We start from the raw sequence: 26063 nt of genomic DNA, 5'->3' as shown, positions 1-26063 counted from the left end.
GGCCCAGCGGCCCAGCGGCCCAGCGGCCCAGCGGCCCAGCGGCCCAGCGGCCCAGCGGCCCAGCGGCCCAGCGGCCCAGCGGCCCAGCGGCAGGAGCATATTCCCCCTGGAGCGATATGCCACAGCGGCATAATTATGCCGCTGTGGCATATCGCTTTTCGGAGCTGGTGTAACTTCCCGGTCGTCACCGGTCGTCACCGGAACCAGACGTCACCGGAACCGGACCTCACCGGAACCGGACGTCACCGTCGACCGCCTCCGGTCGCCGGCGGCTTCGACGAGACGTGAGCCGCCCCGGTCCGCGCCATGTCGTCGGGGCCGAACACCGGGTGACCGGGCAGGCCGGTCCCGGAACCGCCGACGGGCGTCGTACCCGGGTGGGGTGCGACGCCCGTCGGCGGTGTCGGTGCGGACTCAGCGCTGGTCGAGGTTCCCGGCGGTGTCCTCCTGGTAGCTGGCGCCGCCGTTGACCTCGCTGGTCAGCGGCTTGGCACCACCCTCCGGCGGGCCGGCGAGGCTCTGGCCGGCGGCCAGCTCGGGGAACTTCGCGTCGAACGCCGGGCGCTCGGAGCGGATCCGGGGCATCCGGTCGAAGTTACGCAGCGGCGGCGGGGAGCTGGTCGCCCACTCCAGCGAGTTGCCGTGACCCCACGGGTCGTCCACCTCGACGACCGGCCCGGTCTTGTACGACTTCCAGCAGTTCCAGATGAACGGCAGGGTCGAGATACCGGTGATGAACGCGCCGATCGTGGAGATCATGTTGAGCGTGGTGAAGCCGTCGCCGGGCAGGTAGTCGGCGTACCGGCGGGGCATGCCCTCGGCGCCGAGCCAGTGCTGCACCAGGAAGGTGGTGTGGAAGCCGATCATCGTGAGCCAGAAGTGAATCTTGCCCAGGCGCTCGTCGAGCATCCGGCCGAACATCTTGGGGAACCAGAAGTAGATGCCACCGAAGACGGCGAACACGATGGTGCCGAAGAGCACGTAGTGGAAGTGCGCCACGACGAAGTAGTTGTCGTGCAGGTGGAAGTCGAGCGGCGGGCTGGCCAGCAGCACCCCGGTCAGACCACCGAAGAGGAAGGTCACCAGGAAGCCGACGGCGAACAGCATGGGCGTCTCGAAGGTGATCTGGCCCCGCCACATGGTGCCGATCCAGTTGAAGAACTTCATGCCGGTCGGTACGGCGATCAGGTAGCTGAGGAAGCTGAAGAACGGCAGCAGCACCTGGCCGGTGGCGAACATGTGGTGCGCCCAGACGCTCATCGACAGGGCGGCGATGGAGATGGTGGCGGCGACGAGACCCTTGTAACCGAAGATCGGCTTGCGGGAGAAGACCGGGATGATCTCGGTGATGATGCCGAAGAACGGCAGCGCGATGATGTACACCTCGGGGTGACCGAAGAACCAGAAGAGGTGTTGCCACAGCATCGGGCCGCCGGTGGCCGGGTCGTAGACGTGCGCGCCGAGCAGCCGGTCCGCGGCCAGCGCGAAGAGCGCGGCGGCCAGCAGCGGGAAGACCAGGATCGCCAGCAGGCTGGTGACCAGCATGTTCCACGTGAAGATCGGCATCCGGAACATGGTCATGCCGGGGGCGCGCAGGGTCAGGATCGTGGTGATCAGGTTGACCGCGCCGAGGATGGTGCCCAGACCCGAGATGGCCAGGCCGACGACCCACATGTTCGCGCCGACGCCGGGCGAGTGCTCGATGCTGCTCAGCGGGGTGTAGGCGGTCCACCCGAAGTCGGCGGCGCCGCCCGGGGTGAGGAAACCGGCGGTCGCCATCGTGCCGCCGAACAGGTACAGCCAGTAGGCGAAGGCGTTCAGCCGGGGAAACGAGACGTCGGGGGCGCCGATCTGCAACGGCACGACGTAGTTGGCGAACGCGAACACGATCGGGGTCGCGAAGAACAGCAGCATGATCGTGCCGTGCATGGTGAACAGCTGGTTGTACTGCTCCGGCGACAGGAACTGCATGCCCGGTCGGGCCAACTCGGCTCGCATGACCAGGGCCATCAGGCCACCGATCATGAAGAACACGAACGCGGTGACCATGTACATGATCCCGATCTGCTTCGCGTCCGTGGTGCGCAGCAGCCGCGCGATGGCCGACCCCTTGACCGGCTCTCGGACCGGCCATGGCCGGGTCACGACCGGCTTGGGTGCGACGGTGGTCACGAATGGCCTCCGGTTCTCGGTTGTCCCGCTCGGCACGCGTCGTCAGCTGCGGGCCGTCATCCGAAAGGATGTTAGTCCCCGGTAGGTGGCAGCACCGCTCGGGGTGCTCTGGCACCATGTCCGGCCTATCGTCGGGCCTACAGCGGGCCGACCAGGAGCCGGTAGTGCTCACCGAAGATCCGCCCGCCCCGCCCGCGCAGCAACGGGTCGCGCAGCGCCGGCGGCACGTCGCGGGTGCGGTTGCGGTCCCGGGTCCGGTCCCGCACCCATCGGGTACGCGGACGACGACGGCTCTCGTACGCGACCAGGGCCGCCTCGACACTGCCGGCGGCCCGGAGCGACTCGGCGAGCACCACCGCGTCCTCGAGCGCCATGGCGATCCCCTGGGACAGGGTGGGTGCGGTGGCGTGCGCGGCGTCGCCGACCAGCAGTACCCGGCCCCGGTGCCAGCGGCCCAGCTCGACCTCGTCGGTGAGCCCGACCTGCACGTCGCGCCAGGCGGCCAGCACCGCCGGGACCGGCCCGCCGTAGCCGCCGAAGAGTTCGTGCAGCCGGGCGACCGGGTCGGTCGGGGCGACGGTGCCGGCCTCGTCGGCGTAGCAGTAGAGCCGGCCGGCGCCGAGCGGCACCACGAGGAAGCCGGCCCGCCGGCCGAGCAGCGCCGTCCAGTCGGCGACGTCGGGGCCGTCGCGCACCACGCCCCGGTAGACCACCTGGCCGGCGGGGCGGGGCGGACCGCCGAGCGCGGCCAGGGAGCGGACCGCCGAACGGGGGCCGTCGGCACCGATCACCAGGTCGTACTCGCCGCCGGTGCCGTCGGTGAAGGTGACCGCGACCCCGGCGGGCAGCAGCTCCACGGTGCTCACCTCGGCGCCGTGCCGCACCGCGCCCCCGGCCCCGCTGAGCAGCACCTGGTAGAGGTCGCGGCGGGGCAGCGCCCGGCACTCACCCACCTCGGCCCAGAGCGTGTCGAGGTCCACCTCGCAGAGCGGGTCGCCGGCGGCGTCGAGGAAGCGCTGGCGGTGGATCACCTGCCCAAGGGGGCGGACCGGGCCGTCGAGGTCCAGTCGTCGTAGTGCGCGGGCGGCGTTGCCGGGCAGGTAGAGGCCGGTGTCGGCGAGCTCGTTGGGCGGGAGCTTCTCGGTGACGTCGGGCCGGAAGCCGGCCAGCCGCAGGGCCCGGGCGACGGCCAGGCCGGCGATGCCCGCGCCGACGACGAGGATGCGCAGGGGGGAGCCACGCATGGTGGTGTACGCCTCCGGAGGGGATCGGTACGCGGTGAAGGCAAGACACTACTCCGCGCGATCGGCGCACACCAGGGCCGGTGAGACCCATCGCCACCCTCCGGACTGGACAGAAAGTGGTTCAGCCCGTCGAACGCCGTTCGATTGAAGAATACCCATGTTCCGGAAGTCGTTCGTCTCACTAGAGTGACGGCGTGACGACGGACGAGTCATACCGCTCGGTCAAGTCGGCGGGCCGCGCGCTGGACGTGCTGGAGGCGTTGGCCGCCCCTGCCGGCCCCCGCTCGCCGGTGGAGCTGAGCCGGGCGCTGGGCATCCCCAAGAGCAGCCTGCACGCCATCCTGCGGACCCTGTTGGACCGCGAGTGGGTGGCCGCCGATCCGACCGGCACCCGGTTCTCGGTGGGCCTGCGGGCGCTGGAGGTCGGGGCGGCCTTCCTGGCCGGCGCGGACGCCGCCGCCCTCTACGACGTGACCCTGGACCGGCTCGCCGGGTGCTCCGGAGAGACGGTCCAGCTCTACCGCCTGGACCGCGGCTCGGTGGTGCTGCTGGCCCGGCGGGACTCGGCGCACATCGTCCGGCCGGTCTGCGCGGTGGGGCGTCGGCTGCCGGCGCACGCCACCGCGGCCGGCAAGGCGTTGCTCGCCGCGCGGACCGACGAGGAGGTCGACCGGTTGCTCCAGTGGCCGCTGGCGGCGGCCACCGGGCGGACGGTCACCACGCCGGAGGCGCTGCGGGCCGAGCTGGCGGCGGTCCGGCGGCGGGGCTGGGCCGAGGAGTGGGAGGAGTGCAGCCCGGGGCTGGCGGCGGTGGCGGTGGCCGTACCGCTGCGGGAGCCGGCGGTGGACGCGATCTCGGTGGCCGCGCCGGTGGACCGGCTGGGGCCGGAGGCGCGGACCCGGCTGGCGGCGGTGCTGCGGGAGGCGGCGCTCCAGGCCCGGACGGCCCGCGCGCTGCTCGCGCCCAACCGGTAGGACGCGGTTCACGTACGTGGACAAGATCGCCCGTTAACTTAACCGGTTCAGTTGCGCAACAGTTTCAAGTGTGTAAATGTGACAGGGACCATGGGAGCGCTCCCGGTCATATCCGAGACAAGGTCCGGCGCCCCGCGCCGCAGCCAAGGAGCATCATGAAGCGTCCATTGCGGGCCCTCGCCGCCGCCGGCCTCCTGGCCGTCGGCACGATCGTGGCCGTCGCCGTCGGCGGCACCGCCTCCGCCGACACCCAGATCTGTGAGCAGTACGGCTCCACCGTCATCGGCGGCCGGTACGTGGTCCAGAACAACCGCTGGGGCACCACCGCCCAGCAGTGCATCAACGTCACCGGCAGCGGTTTCAACATCACCAGCCAGCAGGGTTCCGCGCCGACCAACGGCGCACCGGTGTCGTACCCGTCGATCTTCGTGGGCTGCCACTACACCAACTGCTCGCCGGGCACCAACCTGCCGGCCCAGGTGAAGTCGATCAGCAGCGCCCCCGGCAGCATCTCCTTCAACTACGTGGGTGGCGCGATCTACGACGCCGCCTACGACATCTGGCTCGACCCGTCGCCCAAGCGGGACGGGGTCAACGCCATGGAGATCATGATCTGGTTCAACCGGCAGGGCAGCATCCAGCCGATCGGCTCCCCGGTGGGCAACACCAACATCGCGGGCCGCAGCTGGGAGGTGTGGCGCGGCAACAACGGCGGCAACAACGTCATCTCCTACGTCGCGCCGTCGGCGATCCAGGGCATGAGCTTCAACGTGCTGGACTTCATCGCCGACACCCGTAACCGGGGGGCGATCACCAACGACTGGTACCTGACCAGCATCCAGGCCGGCTTCGAGCCGTGGCAGGGCGGCGCCGGGCTCGCCGTCACCAACTTCTCCCAGACCGTCAACACCGGCGGCAACCCGCCGCCCACCACCGCCCCGCCGACCACGCCCCCGCCCACCGGCGGCGGCTGCGCGGTGAAGTACACGTCCAACTCGTGGAACAACGGGTTCACCGCCGACGTGACGATCACCAACCGGGGCTCCGGCGCCATCAACGGCTGGACCCTGACCTACAACCTGCCCAGCGGGCAGCAGGTCACCAGCTCGTGGAACGCCACCGTCAGCCAGAGCGGGTCGACGGTGACCGCCCGCAACGCCGCGCACAACGGCAGCATCTCCCCCGGTGGCACCGCGACCTTCGGCTACCAGGGCTCGCTGAACGGGACGTACTCGGCGCCGACCAGCTTCTCGCTCAACGGCACCGCCTGCGCCCGCGCCTGACCCCACACCACCCACCACCACGCGGGGGCGTGACCGGCCGGTCACGCCCCCGCACCCCGTCCGGGCTCAACCGCCCAGGGCGTCGATGTCGCGCATCTCCTCGGCGGTCAGCGAGAAGTTCCAGATGTCGGCGTTGGCGCGGATGCGCTCCGGGGTCACCGACTTGGGGATCACCACGATCTCGTGGTCGACGTGCCAGCGCAGCACCACCTGTGCCGGGGAGACGTCGTGCGCGGCGGCGATCCGGGTCAGCACCGGGTCGGCCAGGTCGCTGGCCTTGAACGGGCTGTAGCCCTCCAGCACGATCCCCCGGTCCCGGTGCTCGGTGTGCCGCTGCCGGTCGTACAGCGTCGGGCTCCACCGGATCTGGTTGACCGCCGGGTTCTCCTCGGTGGCCTGGATCAGCTCGTCGAGCTGGGCGGTGGCGTAGTTGCTCACCCCCACCGCCCGGGTGAGGTCCGCGTCCCGGGCGGCCAGCAGCTCGCGCCAGACCGGGATGCTGTCCGCCGGCGACGACGGCGGCCAGTGGATCAGCCACAGGTCGACGTGGTCGGTGCCCAGCGCCCGCAGGCTCGCCTCGATCGTCTCCCGTTCCCGGCCGACCCGGTCCGGCGGCAGCTTGGTGGTGATGAAGACGTCCTCGCGGCGTAACCCGCTCTCCCGCACCGCCCGACCCACCTCCTCCTCGTTGCCGTACATGGTGGCGGTGTCGAGGTGCCGGTAGCCGGCGTCCAGCGCGGCCAGCACCGCGTCGTAGCCGGCCTGGCCGGTGGCCTGCCAGGTGCCGAAACCGAGCAGCGGCATCCGGACGTCGCCGGGGAGCAGGACGGTGGGTTGGTCGAGGTCCATGCCGACCGTTCTACCCGACATCGGAGCGGACATGCCGCGCCCCCGGCGAACCCGGACGGATTGCCGGAGAATGCCGGTGTGCCGAGCATCGACCCGGGCCGACGGCGAGGAGCATCGTGTACCTGACCCACCTGGAATGTCCCCGCTGCGGTCGGGAGCACGACCCCGGCCGGCTCACCAACCTCTGCGCGTGCGGCTCACCACTGCTGGCCCGCTACGACCTGGCCGCGGTGGCCGCCGCGGTGGCCCCGGAGCGGTTCGGGTTGCGCCCGGCCGACCTGTGGCGTTACCGGGAACTGCTGCCGGTGGCCGACGAGCGGCACGTCACCACGCTGGGTGAGGGGTGGACGCCGCTGTTGCGCGCCCCGGCGTACGGCCACGAGATCGGCATCGCCGACCTGATCGTCAAGGACGAGGGACTCACCCCGACCGGGTCGTTCAAGGCCCGGGGGGCGGCGGTCGGGGTGAGCCGCGCCCGGGAGCTGGGCGTACGACGGCTCGCCATGCCCACCAACGGCAACGCCGGGGCGGCCTGGGCGACGTACGCGGCACGGGCCGGGATGGCGGCGACCATCGTGATGCCGTTGGACGCCCCGGCCATCTGCCGCCGCGAGTGCGTGGCCGCCGGTGCCGACCTACGCCTGGTCGACGGGTTGATCGGTGATGCCGGACGCTGGGTGGCCGAGCTGGTGGCCGATGCCGACGGGGCCGTCTTCGACGCCGGCACACTGCGCGAGCCCTACCGGCTGGAGGGCAAGAAGACGATGGGGTACGAGATCGTCGAGCAGCTCGGCTGGCAGGTGCCCGACGTGATCATCTACCCGACCGGTGGCGGGGTGGGCCTGATCGGCATCCACAAGGCCCTGCACGAGCTGCGGGAGCTGGGCTGGGTGGGCGACAAGCTGCCCCGGTTGGTGGCCGTGCAGTCCACCGGCTGCGCGCCGATCGTCCGGGCGTTCGCCGCCGGGGAGGACCGCGCCCGGCCCTGGGTCGACGCGCACACGGTGGCGTTCGGGATCACCGTGCCGGCCCCGCTGGGCGACGAGCTGATCCTGACCGCGCTGCGGGAGAGCAGCGGCACGGCGGTCGCCGTGGACGACGCGGAGATCCTCGCCGACCTGCGGGACTTCGCCGCCCGGGAGGGGTTGCTGCTCTGCCCGGAGGGGGCGGCCTGCCTGACCGCCGCCCGCCACCTGCGCGCCGGTGGCTGGATCCGGGCCGACGAGCGGGTGGTGGTGCTGAACACCGGATCGGGGCTCAAGTATCCGGAGACGGTCGACGTCTCCGGCGTAGCCGTGCGGTGACCGCCGGCCGCCCGCCCGGGTGCCGATCCGCGTCCCACGGACGGCATGTCCCACGGGACGCCGGTGGCGTCGGCGCCGCCGGCGAGCAGTAGCGGACCTGCCGGATCTCGGCGACGACGGAGGGCCCCGGCCACACGCACCGGGCGTGGGCAGGGGCCCTGTCGGTCGGCTCCGCCGGTCGGCGGTGGCACCGGGTCAGGACGTCGGCGGCTCGTCCTGGCCGGCGGCCTCCGCCGCGTCGGCTTCCTCCTTGGTCCGGTGCACCACCTGGTCGGCGTGCTCCGGCGGGCCGTAGACGGTGTAGAGGACCAGGGGGTTGGGCCCGGTGTTGACGAAGTTGTGCTTCGTCCCGGCCGGCACCACCACCAGGTCACCCTGGGCGACCTCCCGCGTCTCCCCGCCGACCCGGGCCTCACCGGTGCCGCTGACGAAGGTCAGGATCTGGTCGATCCCGTCGTGGACCTCCTCGCCGATCTCGCCGCCCGGCGGGATGGTCATGATCACCAACTGGGTCTTCTCGCCGGTCCAGAGCACCCGGCGGAAGTCTGGGCTCTTCTGGGCGACCGTCGCGATCGTGAAATGCTCCATGTTCCGCTCATACCCGCAACGACGACGGATCACGCCGGGCCGTGCAGATGATGGAATTCCCCGCCCCGGGCAGGTTTGCCCGTCGCCGGATCGGGCAACGAGCACTCCAGACCGGCGCGGCGATCGCACCGGTCGAACCAGGTCCCCGCTGGCGTACCGCCGGATGGCTGCGATGGTGGGAGACGGTCGGAGCGCGGCGACGGACGGCCGGTGGGCCGTACGGCGCCGTGCGCCCGTTCAGGCCAACACCGCCAGGTGGAACGGACGGTCGGAGACGCTGCCGTCGATGGCGAAGGTCTTGACGAACACCCCGTTGGGGATGCCGGTCCGCCCCACCACGCTGATGCCACCGGGCGGTGCGAGCCCGGCGCTGCCGGCCAACCCGATCGTGCCCACGTAACCGGCCCGGCTCACGTCCTGGTCGAAGACGACCTGGTACATGCCGGGGGCGAGCCGGGTGGCGGAGGCCGCGCCGAGACCACGGACCAGGATCCCGTTGGCGTGCACCACGGCGTAGAGCATCCGGGCCGAGGCGGGCATGCCGGTCTGCCGGTAACTGACCAGTTGGGCGTCGGCCAGGGCCACGTCGTCGCGGCCGGGGACGGGTTGGGTGGCCGGGCGACGCCGGGAACCGGTGCTGGACATGGTGCTCCTGCCTGCCGGCCACCTTCTCGGGCCGGGAGCGATGGGGGGTGACTCCACGATCCGTGCCGTACGACCGGATCCGTACCTCGAAAATATGTCGGTCATGCCGGCTACCACCAGTCGACCGCATGTCCATTAGCTGACATAAACCCGCCTTGAGCTGCTCAAACTCCGCCCATCGGCCGAGCTGCGCCCGCCTGCGGAGCTGCGCCCGGCCGGCGGGCGGGTCGGCGGCCGGGGCTAGCCTGCTGGGGTGGCCCGACTGCTGCTCGTCGAGGACGATCTGACCATCCGTACCCCGCTGGTCCGGGCGCTGCGCGACCGGGGACACGCGGTGGCCGCCGCGTCGACCGCGATGGAGGGTCTGCGGCACACCCTCGACGACCGGCCCGATCTGGTGGTGCTCGACCTCGGCCTGCCCGACCTCGACGGCGGCGAGCTGCTGCGGATGCTGCGTGCGGTCAGCGCCGTACCGGTGATCGTGGCCACCGCCCGCGACGACGAGCGGGAGATCGTCCGGCTGCTCGACGCCGGGGCGGACGACTACGTCGTCAAGCCGTTCACCGCCGTGCAGCTCGACGCCCGGGTGCGGGCGGTGCTGCGCCGGGGCGGCCCCGACCGGCCCGACGGCGAGGCCGTGCTGGCGGTCGGCGGGCTGCGCGTCGACCCACGCGCCCGCCAGGTCACCCTGGACGGCGTACCGGTGGAGCTGACTCCGCGCGAGTTCGACCTGCTGCACCACCTCGCCGGCCGGCCCGGTGCGGTGGTGACCAAACGGGAGCTGCTCACCGAGGTCTGGCGGATCCCCTACGGCGGGGCGGACAAGACCGTCGACGTGCACCTGTCCTGGCTGCGCCGCAAGCTCGGGGAGAGTGCCCAGCAGCCGCGCTACCTGCACACCGTGCGCGGGGTCGGGGTGCGGCTCGCCCCGCCGGGGGACGACCGGTGAGCCGGCGGCGCGGCGCACCCGGCGGCGGCAGGTCCCGGTCTGCTGCCGGCGCACCCGGCAGGGTGACGACCGGCCGGTGCCCCGACCGGGGTCGGGACACCGGCTCGGCGGTGGGTCAGCGGACGGCGCAGGTCAGCACCGTCGGGGGCTGGTTGTCACCGGTGCCGACCAGGCCCCAGGTGGTGGTCGCGCCGGGGGGCAGGCTGCCGTTGTAGTTGGCGTTGATGGCGGTGACCTGCCGGCCGGACTGACTGACCGTGGCGTTCCAGGACGAGGCGATCTGCTGCGCCCCCGCGAAGGTCAGCGCGGTGGTCCAGCCGGTGATGGCGGTGCTTCCGACGTTGCGCACCGTCACCTCGGCCTGGAAGCCGCCCGACCAGTTGCCGGTCACCCGGTATCCGGCCGAGCAACCGGCCACCGGCGCGGGCGTGCCGGTGGGCGTGCCGGTCGGCGTCGCGGTGGGGGTGCCGGTCGGCGTCGCGGTGGGGGTGCCGGTCGGCGTCGCGGTGGGGGTGCCGGTCGGCGTCGCGGTGGGGGTCGGGGGCGTCCCGTCCGAGGTGGTGTAGTCGGCCCGGGTGTACGCCGCCGAGCACGTCCCACCGCAGGAGGCGGGCAGCGCGAACCGGTAGACCCGACCGTTGTTGACCAGCGTGCCGGCCGCGTCGCGGACCCGGACCTGGAAGTCGGTGCCACCGGACGCGGTCGCCCCGATCACGTACGACTGTCCCATGTCGCTGTTCATCGTGGCGGCCGTCCACACCCCACCGGCCAGGTATTCCACCCCGTGGATGCCGTTGGGCAGGTGCGAGACGGCGATCGCCGGCCAGTACCGCTGGGCGCCCTTCATGAAGCCGATCCTGATGTCGCCGGAGTAGTCCGGCGCGGGCACGAACGACCAGGAGACGTGCCGGTTGTTCCAGTGAGTGGGGTTCAGGTCCCCCACCGGCGTCCCGTTGCGCACGAACCGGTTGAGCGAGGCGGTGGAGAGGTCCAGGTGGTAGGGGTCGTCACGGCACCAGGCGTTGCCGTCGCCGCAACTGTCCGCCACCACCATGGTCAGGGTCGCCCCGTTGTAGGCGTCCGTGGTCCACGAACCGTTGCGGCAGAACGGCTGACCCGGTGCGCCGTCGTTGACGCCGGTGCAGTAGTCGCCGATGGTGACCCGCACGAAGCGACCACAGTTGAGGCCGTTGTTCCACAGCCCGATCTTCGCCGCCTGGCTGGCCGGGATCGGCCGCAGCGGGTACGACGAGTAGTCGCCGGGCAGGTCGTAGGCGTTGAGCGCGACGAAGTCCGGCGAGTCCAGCTCCGCCTGGGGCAGGCCGCAGCCGCCGTACGGGGCACCGAGGCCGTCGAAGTGGGTGGCGTTGCCGGTGACCGGGGTGCTCGGCTCGGGCACCGCGAGCGCACGGGCGGGCAGCGGAACGGCCAGCAGCAGCGCGACGGCGGTCAACGCCGCGAGCAGGCCGGCACGGTGACGCGACGATGTCATGGGGGTACGCCTTCCGGGCATGATGGAGCGGGGACATGGTGATCGGATGCCCTTCCACGCCCGGCGTACCGCCCACCCATGCCACCACCGGCACCGGCCACTGTCAATGCCCGATGTGGAGGGCCCCGGGTACGGTGCCGATCCGTCAGGACGATTGCCGGCAACCCCTGTGGCAGGGCCGGTCGGCCCGGTAGATTGAGGTATGGTGCCCGCCCCCGGGGGTCGGGTGGCGGAACCGGTCTACCGCCCCATCCTCACCAGCAGACGCGGTGAGCTGGAGGCGCTGGGTCATCTCGACAGCGCCTCGGCTCCCCTGGTCGCCCCGGTCCTCGACGTGTCCCCGACCGATACCGGCCTGCCCGATCTGCTGCGCCGGCTGCCCGCCGGTCTGGTGCCGGCCGTCGACGTCTGCGCCCTGCCCGACGGGCCGGCCGGCGAGCTGGCCCGGTGGGACCTGCCCGTCCTGCCGGTGGTCGGGTTGGCCTGTGGCGACCGGCGGTTGGCGGCACACGGCGCGGCCTGTCGGGCGTACGCCCGGGGTGCGGTGGTCCGGCTGCGGATCGGCCGGGACCGGGCCGGCCCGGACGCCACGACGACGGCGGTGGAGCGGATCTGGCGGCGGACCGGGCTGGTCCCGGAGCAGTGTGACCTGCTGGTCGACGCCGGTGACGTGTGCTGCCTCGCCGATCTGCGGGTCGCCGAGCCCCGGGTGCGCCGGGTGGTGGACTGGGCCTGCCGGCACGCCTGGCGCACGGTGACCGTGGCGGCCGGCGGGATGCCGCCGTCGCTGTCCCGGCTACGCACCGACGAACCGGTCCGGGTGGACCGCTGGGACTGGCTGTTCTGGCGTCGGCTGACCGACCTGGGCGTCGGGTACGGCGACTACGGGGTGGTCCCCGCCCCGCCGGGCGACGTGGAGCCGGGCGACCGGCTGCCGACGGTGCGGTACACCACCGACGACGGGTGGTGGATCTACCGCTGGTCGCGGCGGGGTGGCCGGGGCGACGAACGGTTCGCCGACCTGTGCCGCACGCTGGTCACCGCCGCACACTGGCCGGCCGCCGGGGCGGGGTTCTCCTGGGGTGACCACGAGTTGCTGCGGCGGGCCCGCCGGGTCACCGGGGCCGGGTCACCGGCGAACTGGACGGCATGGAGCACGTCACACCATCTGGCGCACGTGCTGTCGGAGCTGACCGGGCCGGTCGACGGGCGTCGTCGGGGCCCACCGACGGGCGTCGACGACCGGGACGGGTTCACCCGGCCGCACCGCGGCGGGGAGCACCGGTGGGCCCGCTGACCAGGTCACTCCTGCTCGGTGAAGCCGAACTGGACCACGCCCTCGTCGTCGACGGAGGCGTCCACGGAGGTGTCGTTGAGCAGTTCGGCGGCGTCGGGGTCGAGGAAGATGCGGGCCCCCTCGGTGTCGACGACCTGATCGCCCTGCGCCGGCACGGGCACCAGTTCGATGGTGAGCGCACCGGCCTCGGTGTCGGCGGCGATCCGCAGCCCGCCGTCCTGGGCCACGTCCTGCTGGGCCGCGAGGTCACGGATCACGAGTACGGCGTTGTCGGTCATCGTGAGCATGGTGGGACTCCTCGGGATCATCGGGATCATCAGGGTCGGAACGTCGCGCGACGACACGTGCGGGTTCCCTGCGGCGAACCGGTGCCCGCCGGGTGATTCGGGGCGTCTTCGTGCTGCCCTCCCCACCCACGGTGCCTGCCGCCCGGAGGTTCGTCAAATAGAGCGCCGGCTATCGGCGAATCCGCAGAACATCCACGTTTCCGCTCCTCAGCCCCCTGATCTTTCCTACCCTGAGCGCATGGACGCTGCCCGACGGTACGCCGCAGAACTGCTCGGCACCCTGCTGCTGGTCCTCGCCGGGGTGGGCACCGCCGTCTTCGCCCAACTCCAGGGCGGCGTGGTGGCCGTGGCGCTGGCCTTCGGGTTCGTGCTGGTGGGGTTGGTGTACGCGATCGGCCCGCTCTCCGGCGCGCACCTCAATCCGGCGGTGACGATGGGGGTGCTGCTCTCCGGCAAGATCTCCGTGGTCGGCGCGGTCGCGTACTGGATCGCGCAGTTCGTGGGGGCCACGGTGGCCGGCTTCGTCATCTGGGGGCTGGTCCGCTGGGGTGGCGTGGCGGACCAGACGGGAGCGTTGGGCACCAACGGTTACGGGGTGCACATCAACCGGGGTGGCACGGCGGTGCTGGAGGTCATCCTGACGTTCCTGTTCGTGCTGGTGGTGCTGGTGGTGACGAGCCGGGTCGAGCACGCCGGCTTCGCCGGTCTGGCGATCGGCCTGGCCCTGGTGGCGGTGCTGCTGGTGGGAATCACCCTGGACGGCACCTCGATCAACCCGGCCCGGTCGTTCGGTCCGGCCGTGTTCGAGGGCGGTGCCGCGCTCCGGCAGCTGTGGGTGTTCATCGTCTTTCCGCTGCTCGGTGGGGCGCTGGCCGCACTGGCCGCCCCGCTGCTGGTGGCGCCGAGCCGGCACTTCCGTGCCGAACCCGACGCGCCCGATCCGGCCGCGCCGGACCCGACCTGACCCCGACCACCCCACCGGGCCACCCGGCCAGGGCCACCCGACCAGGGCCACCCCAACGGGGCCACCCGACCGGGGTCAGCTGACCACGACCACCCCGACCAGGGCCACCCGACCGGGGTCAGCCGACCGGCTGAGCCCGACCGGTGGACGCCACCCGGGCGGTCAGCGCCGTTGCAGCACCACCACCGGGATCTCCCGGTCGGTCTTGCTCTGGTATTCGTTGTAGGCCGGCCAGATGCCGGTCATCCTCGGCCACATCCGGGCCCGCTCCGCCGGCTCGGCGGTCCGCGCCCGGACGGCGAACGTCTCCGGGCCCACCTGCACCTGCGCGTCGGGTTCGTCGAGCAGGTTGAGATACCAGGAGGGGTGCTGGGGCGCACCACCCTGGGAGGCGACGATCAGGTAGTCGTCGCCGTCCCGCCCGTAGATGAGCGCCGTGCGGCGTAGCCTGCCGCTGCGCCGACCCCGGGTGGTCAGCAGCAGCGTGTAGACGCCCGGCTGCCACTCGTGCCCCTCGGCACCGCCGGTCGCGACGTACCGCCGGATGTGATCGGCGACCCAGCCCTCGGGGCTGTCCAGCACCTGCTCGTCGGTCGACATCTGCGCCTCCGGGTAGCTCGTGGCATCGACCCGGCCACGCTATCCCGACATAAACCCCAAAGGCGGGCGAACGACTCAACGCACCGCTGCCGCCTGGAGGTTCACGTTGCCGCAACTGCTGTTGAAGGTCTTCTCGACGGTCCAGCGGATCAGCAGCTGTTCACCCCGGGGCACCCGGTACCGGATGACGAACTGGGCGGTGTGGGTGGTGTGCGGGTCCTCCAACCGCAGCGTGCGGGTCGCGCCGCCGGTGGACAGCCGCACGTCCAACCGACCCTGGGCCATCCAGGTCCCGGCGAAGAGGTGCACCGTACGCGGTTCACCGTCGCCGGTCACGGCCAGCGCGAACCCGTTACCGACCCCGCAGACGAACACACCGGTGGCGGTGGCGGAGGCTGCCGGCACCCCGGCACCGTCACGCCACCCGAACAACTCGGGATTGGTGTCGTACCGGTCGCGTGCGCCCCGGCCGCCCTCGTCGCGGATCTCACCGGTGCCGCCGTTCTTACGGATCAGGGTCTCCGGCCGGTTGAGGCCCCAGTGCACCCAGTCCCGGGCCCCCAGGGCGGTCAGGTCCACCTCGGCGGGCACCTCGGCCCGGGAGACGCTCAGCGTCGGCGCGGCCGGGGACGCCGCCGGGGTGGCCGTCGGCGTCGGCGGCTCGCTCGGCGGCGGCGGGGTGCGTTCCCGGGGCTGCAGGCCGGGTGCGGCGACCCCGGCCTCGCCCGACACGCCCACCCCCGTCGCCCCGGTCGGATAACCGGCCGGGGTCGGCGCACCGGCCGGCAGCACCAGGTCGGGCTCCGCCGGGTCCGGGTCCGGGCCCAGATAGGTCACCAGCACCGCAAGGCAGGCCAGACCGGCCACCGAACCGATCGCCCAGCGGCGGCGTTGCCGGCGACGGGCCTCCCGCCGTTGGGCGATGCGCGTCGTCGGGCCCGGCCCGATCCGCCAGGTCTCTTGGTCGTTCACGTGTGTCCCACTCCCCAGCCCGACGCCCGCGACCGGTCGGGGAGGGGGTGCGGTCGCGCCGTGAGCGTTCTCACGTTTTCATTCCAGGGCCGCCATGCGCCATATGCCAGCGGGTGGGCGTTTCCAGTTTGTTACCAAGTGCGTGCCGTGGAAAGTTTCCTACCTAATATGAAACCCCAGCTCAGCCGCGAAATGGCCAGAAGATCAACGATAGGGGGCCGTCAGCGGATCTCGAAACCCAGCGCCCCGGCCAGCACCATCGCCTGGGCCGGGTCGATCACCGCGCCGGCCCGCTCGACCGCCGTCGGGTCCAACGCGGTGAGGTCGCTGCCCCGCAGATCGGCCCCGGTGAGACGCACCGCGCGCAGCTGGGCCGCCGAGAGGTCCACCCGGGCCAGGGTCGCGCCGGTCAGGTCCGCCCCGGACAGGTCGACCTCCCGCATCCGGACGTCGCTGAACTGCGCGCCCCGCAGGTCGGCCCCGGGCAACCCGACGAACGACCAGTCCCCGCCCGACACCCGCAACGGACGCAGCGCACACTGGTCGAACGTGCTGCCGACCAGCTTGCAACCGGTGAACTCGGCCTCGAACAGGTTGCACCGGCGGAACCCGCAGCGGACGAAGGCCGAGTCGGTGTGCCGGGAGGAGTTGAACGACACCCCGCCGAAGTCACACCCGGTGAACGAGGCGCCCCGGGTGACCGCCTCGGTCAGGTCGACGTCGGTGAAGACGCACCGCACGAAATGCCGGTCGACCAGCTCCTCGGCGTACCAGTCGGTATGGCGGAACGTCTCGTCCTCGATGGTCTGCGGCACCACCCCACCCTAGGTGCGAGCACCGACACCACCACCGCACCTTCCGTCCGGCGCGTACCGGCTAGTAGTTTCGGCGGGTGAGCGTGGCACCCAGCACCGACCCGGCCCGTACCGGCTTCGACCCGGCCCGGCTGGCCCGCATCGACGAACACTTCGGCCGGTACGTCGACGACGGGCGGCTGGCCGGTTGGCAGATCGTCGTCACCCGTCGCGGCGAGGTGGCGCACTCCTCGGTCCACGGGCTGCGCGACGTGGAGGCGGGCAGCCCGGTCGAGCCGGACACCATCTGGCGGATCTACTCGATGACCAAGCCGATCACCTCGGTCGCGGCGATGATGCTGTGGGAGGAGGGCCGGTTCGAGCTGACCGACCCGATCAGCCGCTGGCTGCCGGAGTTCGCCGACGTCCGGGTCTTCGACCGGGGTTCGGCGCTCAAGCCGTACACCGTGCCGGCGGTCGAGCCGATCCGGGTGTGGCACCTGCTCACCCACACCGCCGGGCTCACCTACGGCTTCGCGCAGACCTCGGTGGTCGACGCGCTCTACCGGGCCGCCGGCTACGACCTCGGCGTCCCGCCGGGGCTGGACCTGGCCGGGGCGAGCACCGGGATGGCGCAGCTGCCGCTGCTGTTCCAGCCCGGCACCGGCTGGAACTACGGGGTCTCCACCGACGTGCTCGGCCGGCTCATCGAGGTGCTCTCCGGGCAGAGCCTGGCCGACTTCCTCACCGAGCGGGTCCTCACCCCGCTGGGCATGACGGACACCCGGTTCTGGGTCGACCCGGCCGACGCCAAACGGCTCGCCGCCCTCTACACCCCGCACCCGGGCACCGGCCGGGCGGTCCGCGCCGACCAGCTCGGTGCCGCCGCGCTGACCCGCCCGGAGTGCTTCTCCGGCGGGGGCGGGCTGGTCTCCACCGCCGCCGACTACCACCGGTTCACCCAGCTGCTGCTGCGCGGCGGCGAGCTGGACGGCGTACGACTGCTCGGGCCCCGCACGGTGCGTTACATGACCCGCAACCACCTGCCCGGCGGCGGTGACCTGGCGTCGTTGCAGCCGCAGGGGTTCGCCGAGACGGTGCTCGACGGCATCGGTTTCGGCCTGGGCTTCGCCGTGGTGCAGGACCCGGTCCCGGCCAAGGTGCCGAGCAGCGTCGGCGAGTACTACTGGGGTGGGCTGGCCAGCACCGCGTTCTGGGTCGACCCGGCCGAGGAGATCACCGCCCTGCTGTTCACCCAGCTGATGCCGTCGAGCACCTACCCGTTGCGCTCCCAGCTGCGCCAGCTCGTCTACGCCGCCCTGGTCGGCTGAGCCGCGCCGGGCCGGGCGACGGCGGTGCCGGCCCGGGGCCGGCGGGGTCAGTCGGCGAGGCTGGCCGGGAAGCCGCCGGTGGCGATCGGGCCCCAGCTTCCGATGGTGACCCGGATCAGCGACTTGCCCTGCGCCACCATGGCCGTCCGGTACTCGTCCCAGTCCGGGTGCTCGCCGGAGATGCTGCGGAAGTACTCCACCAGCGGGTCCAGCGCGTCGGGCAGGTCGAGCACCTCGGCCGTGCCGTCGACCTGCACCCAGGGGCCGTCCCAGTCGTCGGAGAGCACGCAGGCGGAGACCCGCGGGTCCCGGCGGATGTTGGCGACCTTGGCGCGCTGCGGGTAGCTGGAGATGACCAGTCGCCCGGCGGCGTCGACCCCGCAGGCGACCGGGGAGGACTGCGGCCGGCCGTCGGCCCGGGTGGTCATCAGCAGGACCCGGTGGCGGGGGCGGACGAATTCGATCAGGGCGTCCCGGTCGACCCGGGTGTTCGTTGCGATGCTGCGTGCCATCCCCCGGTTCTACCAGGTCCGCCCCCCGGTGGCCCCGGTGGCGTCAGCCGGGGCGACCGGTGACCCGACCCCCCGCCGGCTGGGCGGGGACCCGGGGACGGACGGTGGGCCGCCAGGCTCGGCCGTTGGCATAGATGACTCGGAAGCCGAGGTACGCCGCGAGCGGCGCCCAGTGCGCCGAGCCCATCCGCAGCTCGGCGGCGTTGTGCCGTTGGCCGTTGGCGAGCACGTCGAGCAGCACCGTCTCGAAGGCGGCCGACTCGACCCAGTCGACCTCGCGGGTGAAGCCGCAGATCAGGGCCGCGCCGGTGACGTCGAGGAAGTCGCGCAGCGTGGCGTCGGAGGCGCGCAGCACCGAGCAGCTGCCGAAGTAGAGCCGCCGGCCCTCACCCCGGCCGGCCATCCGCTCGGCGACATCGGACAGCTCGACGGAATCCCAGTCGGTGAGGCAGAGCCGGCTGGGCTCACCGTGCATGGCGAAGAAACCGACCCGGTGATCGGCGTACTGCTTGAGCAGCCAGCGGTCGAGGAAGTAGAACAGCTCGTCGCGGGTGGCGGCGTCCTTGTGGATGTAGCGGATGCGGCCGAGGCGTTCGAGCAGTTCGAGGGTGGGCAGCACGGAGCCGCGCTCGTTGAGGTCGCGATGCCACTGCCCCTCGACACAGAAGACCCCGCCCCGCGCCACGTGCACCTCCCCGACCTCGCCGGCCGGGACGACGTTACCGGGTCCCGGTCACGAACCCCTATCGCCCTCGGTGCCCGACTGGTCAGTTTCGACAGGCTTCGCCTTGGTGGCGAAATCCGTCCCCGGTCGGTACGGCCTGACCGAATTACCATTCCCCGCATTTCACAGGCAATACCCAGGTATCGCTAATCGTGAGGACAATTCTCCTTTATCACCACGAATCAGCTCGCCAGCTGTCAGGGTGGAGGTCGCAGGACGTCCCGGGCGATGCCCTGTTCACCACCCCAATCACTTCCAATCGGGAGGACTTCTGTGCGCCAGAACACTGTGAAGCGGGCACTCGTCGCGTTCGCCCTGGCTCTGCCGGGAGCCGCGATCGCCACGGTGGCCGCCGCGCCAGCGGCCCACGCCGACGGCTGCTACACCTGGAAACGCGACCTCTACCAGGGTCGCTCCGGGGACGACGTCCGCCAGTTGCAGATCCGGGTCGCCGGTTGGGCGGGACGAGGGGGAATCGTCCGGATCGACGGGGACTTCGGCCCCGAGACCGCCGCCGCGGTCAAGCGCTTCCAGAGCGCGTACGGGCTGCGCAGCGACGGCATCGCCGGCAAGCAGACCTTCACCAAGCTCTACCAGCTCCAGGACAACGACTGCACGCCGGCCCACTTCAGCTACCGGGAGCTGGACGACGGCTGCGGCAAGGGCGGGTGGAGCGGCGGCCCGCTCTCCGCCACCGACACCAAGGCCACCGCGGTGCGCACCATGTGGAAACTGGAGGCGCTGCGGCGCAGCCTGGGTGACAAGCCGCTCAACGTCACCAGCGGCTTCCGCGACTCCCGCTGCAACAAGCAGGTCGGCGGGGCCTCGGACAGCCAGCACCTCTACGGCAACGCCGCCGACCTGACCTCGGGGAGCAGGTCACTGTGCGAGGTGGCCCGCGCCTCCCGTGACCACGGGTTCAGCGGCATCTACGGCCCCGGGTACGCCGGCCACGACGACCACGTCCACGTCGACTCCCGGCGGGAGAACAACCGCGACACGTCGACCAACCGCACCAGCTGGGCGGCGCCCGACTGTGGCGTCAGCCGCTGACCCGCGCGGCAGCCGATGCCGGCCCGGCCCCACGGGATCATCGGGGCCGGACCGGCATCGGGGTACCGGAGGCGTCGGCCGGGCCTGACCGCTCAGCTCGCCCGGGGCCAGCGCGGCGCGGCGGCGGGGGGTGTCGCCGGCCGTCCCGGCACGCCGCCACGCACCGCGGGCCGCATCCCCGCAGCGGACGGCCGCGCCCCGGGTGTCCCGGGCCGGCCGACCTGGCCACGGGCCGGATAGCCGGTCGCCGCCGGGGCGGTCCGCGCCGGTGCCGTCCCGGGCCGGGGCGTGGTGTAGGTGAACGGGAAGGGCACGTGCACGAACGGATTTCCGTGCCGGATCAGCGCGTCGATCTGACGATCGTTCAACCCGTGGTTCTCCAGCACCCGTCGTCCCCAACGGTGCAACCGGCACGGGTACGACGACCCGTCGTTGCGGCACAGCGGCCCGTTGGGCCACTCCTCGGCGGCATGCACCACGACCGCCCGTACCGCGAGCCGGACGTCCTCGGGTGTCAACGAGACGGGCACCGGCACCTCACCCAGAACCTGATCGATGGGGTCCGTCGACTGCTCACCAACTCGCACGGCAGGCCTCCCGCAGCTCGGCAGCAGTTGCGGCTGAATCGCCGCAACGCATCCTCGCGCAGTGGTACGGGCGGTGACCGGCGTCGGTTCAATCCCCCCAGGCGGTGAGCAGATCCTCCGGCGTCAACACCTGCACACCGTCCACCACCGCACCGGCCCGGGCGACCGCCAGCAGCGCCACCTGTTCGTCGGCACCGGGCAGCCGGGACCGGTGCAGGGTGAGCCGACCCAGATCGTGCCCGTCGAAGGGCCGGTTCTCCAGCCACTTCACCGAGCCGACGACGGTGATCCGCCGGGCGACCGGGCCACGGTCCGCCCCGACCAGGTCGATCTCCGGGTCGTTGGACCGGGTCCAGTAGCCGCCCACCACGCCGGTGTCCTCCGGCAGGTAGCCGGCCGGCAGTCGCCGCACCGCCTCCCGTACCACCGGTTCGATCGCCCGTCCCCGCCAGGACGTCCAGGAGGCGCGGATCCTGGCCAGGGTGAGATCGCCCCGCCCGCGCTCGATCTCGGGCAGGTACGGGCCGAGGAAGGTCAGCCAGAAGCGCAGGTACGGGTCGGCGACGGTGTACCGGGTCTCCCGGGAGGGGCGGATGGACAGCGGGGTGGCCACCTCGACGATGCGCTTGTCGGCCAGCAACCGCAGCGCGCGGCTGAGCGAGGCCTGGGGCAGGTCACCGGCAGCCCGCGCGATCAGGGAGAAGGTGCGCTCACCGGAACCGATGGCCCGCAGCACCAGACCGGCCTGCGACTGGGTCGGAAACTCGGCGGCCAGCGCCCGTTCCGCACTGACCAGAAGGGCGGAGGTCGGGTCGGTGACCGCGTCGGCGAGATAGTCGGCGAGGCCGGCCCCGGCGGGCCACTCGTCGAGGATCAGCGGTAGGCCGCCGGAGACGAGATAGGCATCGAAGGCGTCGGCGGGGGCCGCCCCGAGCATGTCCCGGACGTCGGTGGGGCTCAGCGGCGGCACGACCAGCTCCGTCGCCCGCTGGTGGAAGGGCCGCCCGTAGTCGTTCAGCGCCTCCATCATCGCCAGGTCGGAGCCAATGCCGATCAACAGCACCGGTAGCCGTGACAACTCCCGGTCGAACACCTTCTGCAGGGTGCCTTCCAACCCGGGATCCGTGGCGATCAGGTAGGGCAGCTCGTCGAGGACCACCACGGCCGGCCGGTCCGTCGGCAACGCGGCGGCCAGCAGGGTGAGCGCGGCGTCCCAGGTGCTCGGGCGCTGGGCGGCGAAGAGTTGCGCGCCGGGCAGGCTGGACCCGACCACGGCCTCGACGAACAGGGCAAGATCGGCAGCCACGGTGGGCTGGGCGGATGCGGTGAAGAACAGGTGGGGAATCCCGGCCCGGTCGACGAACTCCTCGACCAACCGGGACTTACCGACCCGACGACGCCCCCGCATCAGCAGCGCACGTCCGGGGCGGCCGGCCCGCCCGCCCCGGACGACCTTGGCCAGCATGCCGTCGAGCAGGGCGAGTTCCCGGTCCCGCCCGACGAAGCCGTGCATAGCCCGCTCCGATGCGTTCAGATTTGATACCACCAAAAATGAGGGTATCAAATCTGAGTGCTTCAGATCGTCAGGCCAGGCCCGCGTCGTGCACCAGCAGCGCCACCTGGACCCGGTTGTTGAGCGCCAGCTTGGTCAGCAGCCGCGACACGTACGCCTTCACCGTCGCCACGCTCATGAACAGCTCCGCCGAGATCTCCGCGTTGCTCCGGCCGTGGCCGAGCGCCACCGCGACCTCCCGTTCCCGCTCGGTGAGCCCGGCCAGCAGCCGCAGCGCCCGGTCCCGGCGCGGGTCCGCTCCCGGCGTCGACCCGATGGTCAGGTGGCTGATCAGCTGGCGGGTCACCGTCGGCGACAGGGTCGCCTCACCGGCCGCCACCCGCCGCACCGCCCGGACGATCTCGGCGGGTGGGGTGTCCTTGAGCAGGAAACCGCCCGCGCCCGCCCGCAACGCCCGGAGCACCTGCTCGTCGGCGTCGAAGGTGGTCAGCACCAGCACCTCCGGCGGGTGCGGCAGCGCCCGCAGCGCCTCCGTGGCGGCCAGCCCGTCCACCCGGGGCATCCGGATGTCCATCAGCACCACGTCGGGCGCGCACGCGGCGACGGCGGCGGGCACCTCGTCGCCGTCGGCCGCCTCGCCGACCACCCGGACGTCCGGCACCCCGCCGAGGATCATCGACAGCCCGGCGCGGACCAGCGCGTCGTCGTCGACGATCAACACCCGCACCGGGCCGTCGCCGCCGTCCGGCAGGCCGGTCACCGGACACCACCGGCCACCCGCTCGGCAGTCCCGACCGGGCGGCCCGTGCCCACCGGGACGACCGGACAGGCCAGGACGACCGGACAGGCCGGGACGACCACGGCAACCGGGCGGCTCATGCCGGCCACGGCAGCCGGGCGGCCAGCCGGAAGTCGCCGGTCGCGCCGTCCCGGCCGTGCGTCAGCCGGCCACCGGCCAGGTTGACCCGCTCGGCGATGCCGACCAGCCCGGTGCCGGCACCGGGCAGGCCCGCAGCCGGTGAGCCCACCGGCCAGGGGTTACGGATCTCCACGGCCAACTCCCGCCCCGGCCCGCCGGCCAGCCGGACACCGACCGCCGTGTCGGGGGCGTGCTTGCGCGCGTTGGTCAGCCCCTCCTGCACGATCCGGTACGCGCTGCGCCCCACCGCCGTCGGCACCCCCGCCAGGTCGGCGACCTCGTCGACCAGGGTGACCCGTACCCCGGCGGCCCGGGACTCGGCGACCAGCGCGGGCACGTCGGCGAGGGTGGGCTGGGGGCGTTCCGGTGCGGCGTCGCCGCCGGAGGTGTCGGCGCGGAGCACCCCGATCACCTCACGCAGGTCCTGTAGCGCGGCGTGCGCACTGCTCCGGATCACCCCGGCCGCCCGCGCCACCTCCTGCGGTGACGCGTCCGGGCGGAACTCCAACGCCCCGGCGTGCAGGCTGAGCAGCGAGATCCGGTGCGCCAACACGTCGTGCATCTCCCGGGCGATCCGGTTGCGTTCCAGCTGCCGGGCCTGTTCGATGCGGAGCTGCTGCTCGGCCTCGGCCCGGTGGGCGCGGTCGCGCAGCGACAGCACGAGCTGCCGGCGGGCCCGGACGAACAGCGCCCACGCCACCACGATCCCGACGAACATCACCGTCCAGGCCACCGTCGCCAGGTAGGGCAGCGTCGGGTCGGGGCGTACGACGGTGTAGAGCGGGATGACCGCCAGGTGGAAGCCGACCAGCGCCGCGCCGATCGGCAGCGGCCGGTGGACCAGCACGGTGAACACCACGACCAGCAGCGCCACCCCGGCGGTCACCGAGAACAGGGCCAGCGGCAGGCCGGCCACGGCCAGCCCGACCGGCCAGCGCCGGCGCAGCCACAGGGCCGCGCAGAAGATCAGGCCCGCCGCCAGGTCCACCCCGACCAGCCAGGGCGGCCCGGCGTTGTGGGCGAACTGCGGGTCGGGCGACACCGCGTCGCCGAAGCCCACCAGCGCCCAGCCGACGGCGAGCAGGAAGGCCACCGTGTCGACCAGCCAGTCCCGGGGCGTACGACGGGATGCCCTCGTCTCGGGCGTCAGCGCCCCCGGCAGCAGCCAGGGATGATCGGGTACGACGGCAGCACTCACCCACCCATGCTAGAAACCCGGCCGGCCGCCCGGACACCAACCAAAGTCGAGGTCTGCCGGTAGACCTAGGTAGGGGTGACACTCGACCGCCGGCCGCAGCGCCCGGCCGGGTGGTCGCGACAGGCTCGACGGCATGATCACCGTGAAGAACCTCACCAAGCGGTACGGCCCGCACCCCGCCGTCGACGACGTCTCCTTCCGCTGCGAGCCCGGCACGGTGACCGGTTTCCTCGGCCCGAACGGGGCGGGCAAGTCCACCACCATGCGGATGCTCTGCGGGCTGACCCGACCGAGCTCCGGCACCGCCACCGTCGCCGGCCGGCCCTACCGGGAGCTACCCAACCCGGGCCGGGAGGTGGGTGTGCTGCTGGACGCCTCGGCGCAGCACGTCGGGCGCAGCGGGCGGGAGACGCTGACCCTGGCCGCCCGGACCATGGGCGTGGACGCCGACCGGGTGCCCGCCGTGCTCGACCGGGTGGGCCTGAACGCGGTGGCGGCGAAGCGGCGGGTCGGGGCGTACTCGCTGGGGATGCGGCAGCGGCTCGGCCTGGCGCTGGCGCTGCTGGGCGAGCCCCGGGTGCTGGTCCTCGACGAGCCGGCCAACGGCCTGGACCCGGAGGGGATCTTCTGGATGCGCGGCCTGCTGCGCGACTTCGCCGACCGGGGCGGCACCGTGCTGCTCTCCTCCCACCTGCTGCGGGAGGTGGAGGCAGTCGCCGACCGGCTGGTGGTGATCGGCGGCGGCCGGGTCGTCGCCCAGGGCGGCAAGGACGAACTGCTCGCCGGGGCGGGCACCCTGGTCCGGGCCCGCGACCCGCACGCCCTGCGGCTCACCCTCGACCGGGCCGGGCTGGACGCCACCGCCAACGCCGACGGCGGGTGCGTGGTCCGCGCCGAATCCGACGCCGTCGGGCAGGCCGCCGCCGACGCCGGGCTGGTCCTCACCGAGCTGCGGCCGGCCGGCGGCGGTGGCCTGGAACAGCTCTTCCTCACCCTGACCGCCGGCGCGAGCACCAAGGAGGCCGTGCAGTGACCACCATGACGACCACTCCCCCCGGCACCGTCCGCAGGGCGGTCCCCGGCCCGTCCCTGGCCCGGCTGATCGGGGTGGAGCTGCGCAAACTCGGCGACACCCGGGCCGGACGTTGGCTGCTGGCCTCGATCGGGCTGATCGCCGCCGCGATCGTCGCGCTGCAACTGCGCTTCGTCGACGACACCGCGCAGACCTTCACCAACTTCTTCACCGCGTCGCTCGCGCCGGTGGCGCTGCTGCTGCCGGTGCTGGGCATCCTGTCGATCACCGCCGAGTGGTCCCAGCGCACCGCACTGACCACGTTCGCCCTGGTGCCGCGCCGGGAACGGGTGATCGTCGCCAAGCTCGCCGCCGTGCTGCTCGCCGCGTTGGCGTCGGTGCTGGTGAGCCTGGCCGTCGCCGCCGTCGGCACCCTGCTGGCCGGGGTCACCGGCGGGGCGGGCGACTGGAACTTCGACCCGGCACTGGCCGGGCACGCCGCCGTGTTCCAGGTCATCAACGTGCTGATCGGCGCGGGGTTCGGGTTGCTGCTGCTCAACACCCCGCTGGCGATCGTCACCTCGCTGCTGCTGCCGACCGTGTGGGGCATCCTGTCCGCGATGATCGCGGCGCTGCACGGCCCGGCCCGCTGGCTGGACACCTCGGTCACCATGGAGCCGTTGCTCGGCCCGGACGTGACCGCCGGGCAGTGGGGTCGGCTCGGGGTGTCCCTGCTGGTCTGGGTGGTCGCGCCGCTCGCCGCCGGAACGGTGCGCACACTGCGGCGCGAGGTGCACTGA

26 protein-coding genes are annotated in these 26063 nt (G+C 72.6%); 10 read left to right on the top strand and 16 right to left on the bottom strand.

Annotated elements, in window-relative coordinates; translation table 11 throughout:
• Positions 1-414: 414 nt before the first annotated feature.
• Both ctaD and AB0B63_RS24240 read right to left on the bottom strand, forming a co-directional pair.
• The gene (gene ctaD / locus AB0B63_RS24245; RefSeq protein ID WP_357022490.1) at positions 415-2172 is read right to left on the bottom strand and encodes a cytochrome c oxidase subunit I; all 1758 of its coding nucleotides are present in this window, start codon (positions 2170-2172) and stop codon (positions 415-417) included.
• Between the two features lie 137 nt (positions 2173-2309).
• Entirely contained in the window at positions 2310-3416 is a 1107-nt protein-coding gene (locus AB0B63_RS24240; protein WP_208570981.1) for an FAD-dependent monooxygenase, read from the bottom strand.
• Positions 3417-3610: 194 nt separating this feature from the next.
• Here AB0B63_RS24240 and AB0B63_RS24235 point away from each other — a divergent pair, with 194 nt between their 5' ends.
• A complete protein-coding gene (locus tag AB0B63_RS24235; RefSeq protein ID WP_208570980.1) occupies positions 3611-4390 on the top strand; it encodes an IclR family transcriptional regulator in 780 nt (259 codons plus the stop codon).
• 155 nt (positions 4391-4545) lie between these two features.
• Positions 4546-5673 (top strand): cellulose binding domain-containing protein, encoded by a 1128-nt coding sequence (locus tag AB0B63_RS24230; RefSeq protein ID WP_208570979.1) that lies wholly within the window; start codon positions 4546-4548, stop codon positions 5671-5673.
• A gap of 66 nt (positions 5674-5739) precedes the next feature.
• Here the strand turns inward: AB0B63_RS24230 and AB0B63_RS24225 are convergent, their stop codons facing one another.
• Positions 5740-6522 (bottom strand): aldo/keto reductase, encoded by a 783-nt coding sequence (locus tag AB0B63_RS24225; protein ID WP_208569591.1) that lies wholly within the window; start codon positions 6520-6522, stop codon positions 5740-5742.
• Positions 6523-6638: 116 nt separating this feature from the next.
• On the opposite strand from AB0B63_RS24225, the gene AB0B63_RS24220 reads away from it, so the two are divergent.
• Positions 6639-7826, top strand: coding sequence for a threonine synthase (locus AB0B63_RS24220; RefSeq protein WP_357022484.1), 1188 nt, complete (start codon positions 6639-6641; stop codon positions 7824-7826).
• A 195-nt stretch (positions 7827-8021) separates the two neighbouring features.
• On the opposite strand, the gene AB0B63_RS24215 is transcribed toward AB0B63_RS24220, so the two are convergent.
• The gene (locus AB0B63_RS24215) at positions 8022-8414 is read right to left on the bottom strand and encodes a cupin domain-containing protein (RefSeq protein WP_219467678.1); all 393 of its coding nucleotides are present in this window, start codon (positions 8412-8414) and stop codon (positions 8022-8024) included.
• 237 nt (positions 8415-8651) lie between these two features.
• Positions 8652-9059 (bottom strand): hypothetical protein, encoded by a 408-nt coding sequence (locus tag AB0B63_RS24210; protein WP_357022481.1) that lies wholly within the window; start codon positions 9057-9059, stop codon positions 8652-8654.
• A 253-nt stretch (positions 9060-9312) separates the two neighbouring features.
• Between AB0B63_RS24210 and AB0B63_RS24205 the strand changes: the two genes are divergently transcribed.
• Positions 9313-10008: a response regulator transcription factor gene (locus tag AB0B63_RS24205; RefSeq protein ID WP_208569594.1), complete on the top strand. Its 696-nt coding sequence runs from the start codon at positions 9313-9315 to the stop codon at positions 10006-10008.
• Between the two features lie 115 nt (positions 10009-10123).
• On the opposite strand, the gene AB0B63_RS24200 is transcribed toward AB0B63_RS24205, so the two are convergent.
• On the bottom strand, positions 10124-11500 hold the full coding sequence (locus tag AB0B63_RS24200) for a cellulose binding domain-containing protein (RefSeq protein ID WP_357022478.1): 1377 nt from the start codon (positions 11498-11500) through the stop codon (positions 10124-10126).
• A 202-nt stretch (positions 11501-11702) separates the two neighbouring features.
• Between AB0B63_RS24200 and AB0B63_RS24195 the strand changes: the two genes are divergently transcribed.
• Positions 11703-12797, top strand: coding sequence for a beta family protein (locus AB0B63_RS24195; RefSeq protein WP_357022475.1), 1095 nt, complete (start codon positions 11703-11705; stop codon positions 12795-12797).
• 5 nt (positions 12798-12802) lie between these two features.
• Here AB0B63_RS24195 and AB0B63_RS24190 read toward each other — a convergent pair whose 3' ends face one another.
• Positions 12803-13084: an iron-sulfur cluster biosynthesis family protein gene (locus AB0B63_RS24190; RefSeq protein ID WP_208569597.1), complete on the bottom strand. Its 282-nt coding sequence runs from the start codon at positions 13082-13084 to the stop codon at positions 12803-12805.
• Between the two features lie 238 nt (positions 13085-13322).
• Here AB0B63_RS24190 and AB0B63_RS24185 point away from each other — a divergent pair, with 238 nt between their 5' ends.
• Positions 13323-14048, top strand: a complete 726-nt coding sequence (locus AB0B63_RS24185) for an aquaporin (protein ID WP_208569598.1) — start codon at positions 13323-13325, stop codon at positions 14046-14048.
• A gap of 162 nt (positions 14049-14210) precedes the next feature.
• Here the strand turns inward: AB0B63_RS24185 and AB0B63_RS24180 are convergent, their stop codons facing one another.
• From AB0B63_RS24180 to AB0B63_RS24170, 3 genes are all read right to left on the bottom strand, one after another.
• Positions 14211-14648: a nitroreductase family deazaflavin-dependent oxidoreductase gene (locus AB0B63_RS24180; protein ID WP_208569599.1), complete on the bottom strand. Its 438-nt coding sequence runs from the start codon at positions 14646-14648 to the stop codon at positions 14211-14213.
• A gap of 75 nt (positions 14649-14723) precedes the next feature.
• Positions 14724-15620 carry a hypothetical protein gene (locus tag AB0B63_RS24175; RefSeq protein WP_357022471.1) on the bottom strand — a complete coding sequence of 299 codons (897 nt, stop codon included), beginning with the start codon at positions 15618-15620 and terminating at the stop codon, positions 14724-14726.
• A gap of 221 nt (positions 15621-15841) precedes the next feature.
• Complete coding sequence (locus tag AB0B63_RS24170; protein WP_357022468.1) at positions 15842-16435, bottom strand: pentapeptide repeat-containing protein; 594 nt, start codon at positions 16433-16435, stop codon at positions 15842-15844.
• Positions 16436-16512: 77 nt separating this feature from the next.
• Between AB0B63_RS24170 and AB0B63_RS24165 the strand changes: the two genes are divergently transcribed.
• The gene (locus AB0B63_RS24165) at positions 16513-17745 is read left to right on the top strand and encodes a serine hydrolase domain-containing protein (protein ID WP_357022464.1); all 1233 of its coding nucleotides are present in this window, start codon (positions 16513-16515) and stop codon (positions 17743-17745) included.
• 47 nt (positions 17746-17792) lie between these two features.
• Here AB0B63_RS24165 and AB0B63_RS24160 read toward each other — a convergent pair whose 3' ends face one another.
• A complete protein-coding gene (locus AB0B63_RS24160; protein WP_357022461.1) occupies positions 17793-18257 on the bottom strand; it encodes a PPOX class F420-dependent oxidoreductase in 465 nt (154 codons plus the stop codon).
• A 43-nt stretch (positions 18258-18300) separates the two neighbouring features.
• Positions 18301-18942 (bottom strand): hypothetical protein, encoded by a 642-nt coding sequence (locus tag AB0B63_RS24155; protein ID WP_357022499.1) that lies wholly within the window; start codon positions 18940-18942, stop codon positions 18301-18303.
• Positions 18943-19254: 312 nt separating this feature from the next.
• On the opposite strand from AB0B63_RS24155, the gene AB0B63_RS24150 reads away from it, so the two are divergent.
• On the top strand, positions 19255-20034 hold the full coding sequence (locus tag AB0B63_RS24150) for a D-Ala-D-Ala carboxypeptidase family metallohydrolase (RefSeq protein WP_307799676.1): 780 nt from the start codon (positions 19255-19257) through the stop codon (positions 20032-20034).
• Between the two features lie 92 nt (positions 20035-20126).
• Here the strand turns inward: AB0B63_RS24150 and AB0B63_RS24145 are convergent, their stop codons facing one another.
• From AB0B63_RS24145 to AB0B63_RS24130, 4 genes are all read right to left on the bottom strand, one after another.
• Positions 20127-20564, bottom strand: a complete 438-nt coding sequence (locus AB0B63_RS24145) for a hypothetical protein (protein ID WP_357022458.1) — start codon at positions 20562-20564, stop codon at positions 20127-20129.
• Between the two features lie 145 nt (positions 20565-20709).
• Positions 20710-22134, bottom strand: a complete 1425-nt coding sequence (locus AB0B63_RS24140) for a DUF234 domain-containing protein (RefSeq protein ID WP_244253157.1) — start codon at positions 22132-22134, stop codon at positions 20710-20712.
• A 70-nt stretch (positions 22135-22204) separates the two neighbouring features.
• A complete protein-coding gene (locus AB0B63_RS24135) occupies positions 22205-22894 on the bottom strand; it encodes a response regulator transcription factor (RefSeq protein ID WP_357022454.1) in 690 nt (229 codons plus the stop codon).
• A 115-nt stretch (positions 22895-23009) separates the two neighbouring features.
• Complete coding sequence (locus tag AB0B63_RS24130; protein ID WP_357022451.1) at positions 23010-24251, bottom strand: histidine kinase; 1242 nt, start codon at positions 24249-24251, stop codon at positions 23010-23012.
• Positions 24252-24384: 133 nt separating this feature from the next.
• Between AB0B63_RS24130 and AB0B63_RS24125 the strand changes: the two genes are divergently transcribed.
• Both AB0B63_RS24125 and AB0B63_RS24120 read left to right on the top strand, forming a co-directional pair.
• The gene (locus tag AB0B63_RS24125; RefSeq protein ID WP_357022448.1) at positions 24385-25284 is read left to right on the top strand and encodes an ATP-binding cassette domain-containing protein; all 900 of its coding nucleotides are present in this window, start codon (positions 24385-24387) and stop codon (positions 25282-25284) included.
• Between the two features lie 5 nt (positions 25285-25289).
• A complete protein-coding gene (locus tag AB0B63_RS24120) occupies positions 25290-26063 on the top strand; it encodes an ABC transporter permease (protein WP_357022496.1) in 774 nt (257 codons plus the stop codon).

It is taken from the genome of Micromonospora sp. NPDC049081, assembly GCF_040648835.1.
GTDB lineage: Bacteria > Actinomycetota > Actinomycetes > Mycobacteriales > Micromonosporaceae > Micromonospora > Micromonospora antibiotica.
This window is presented reverse-complemented; position numbering and strand designations above follow the sequence as displayed.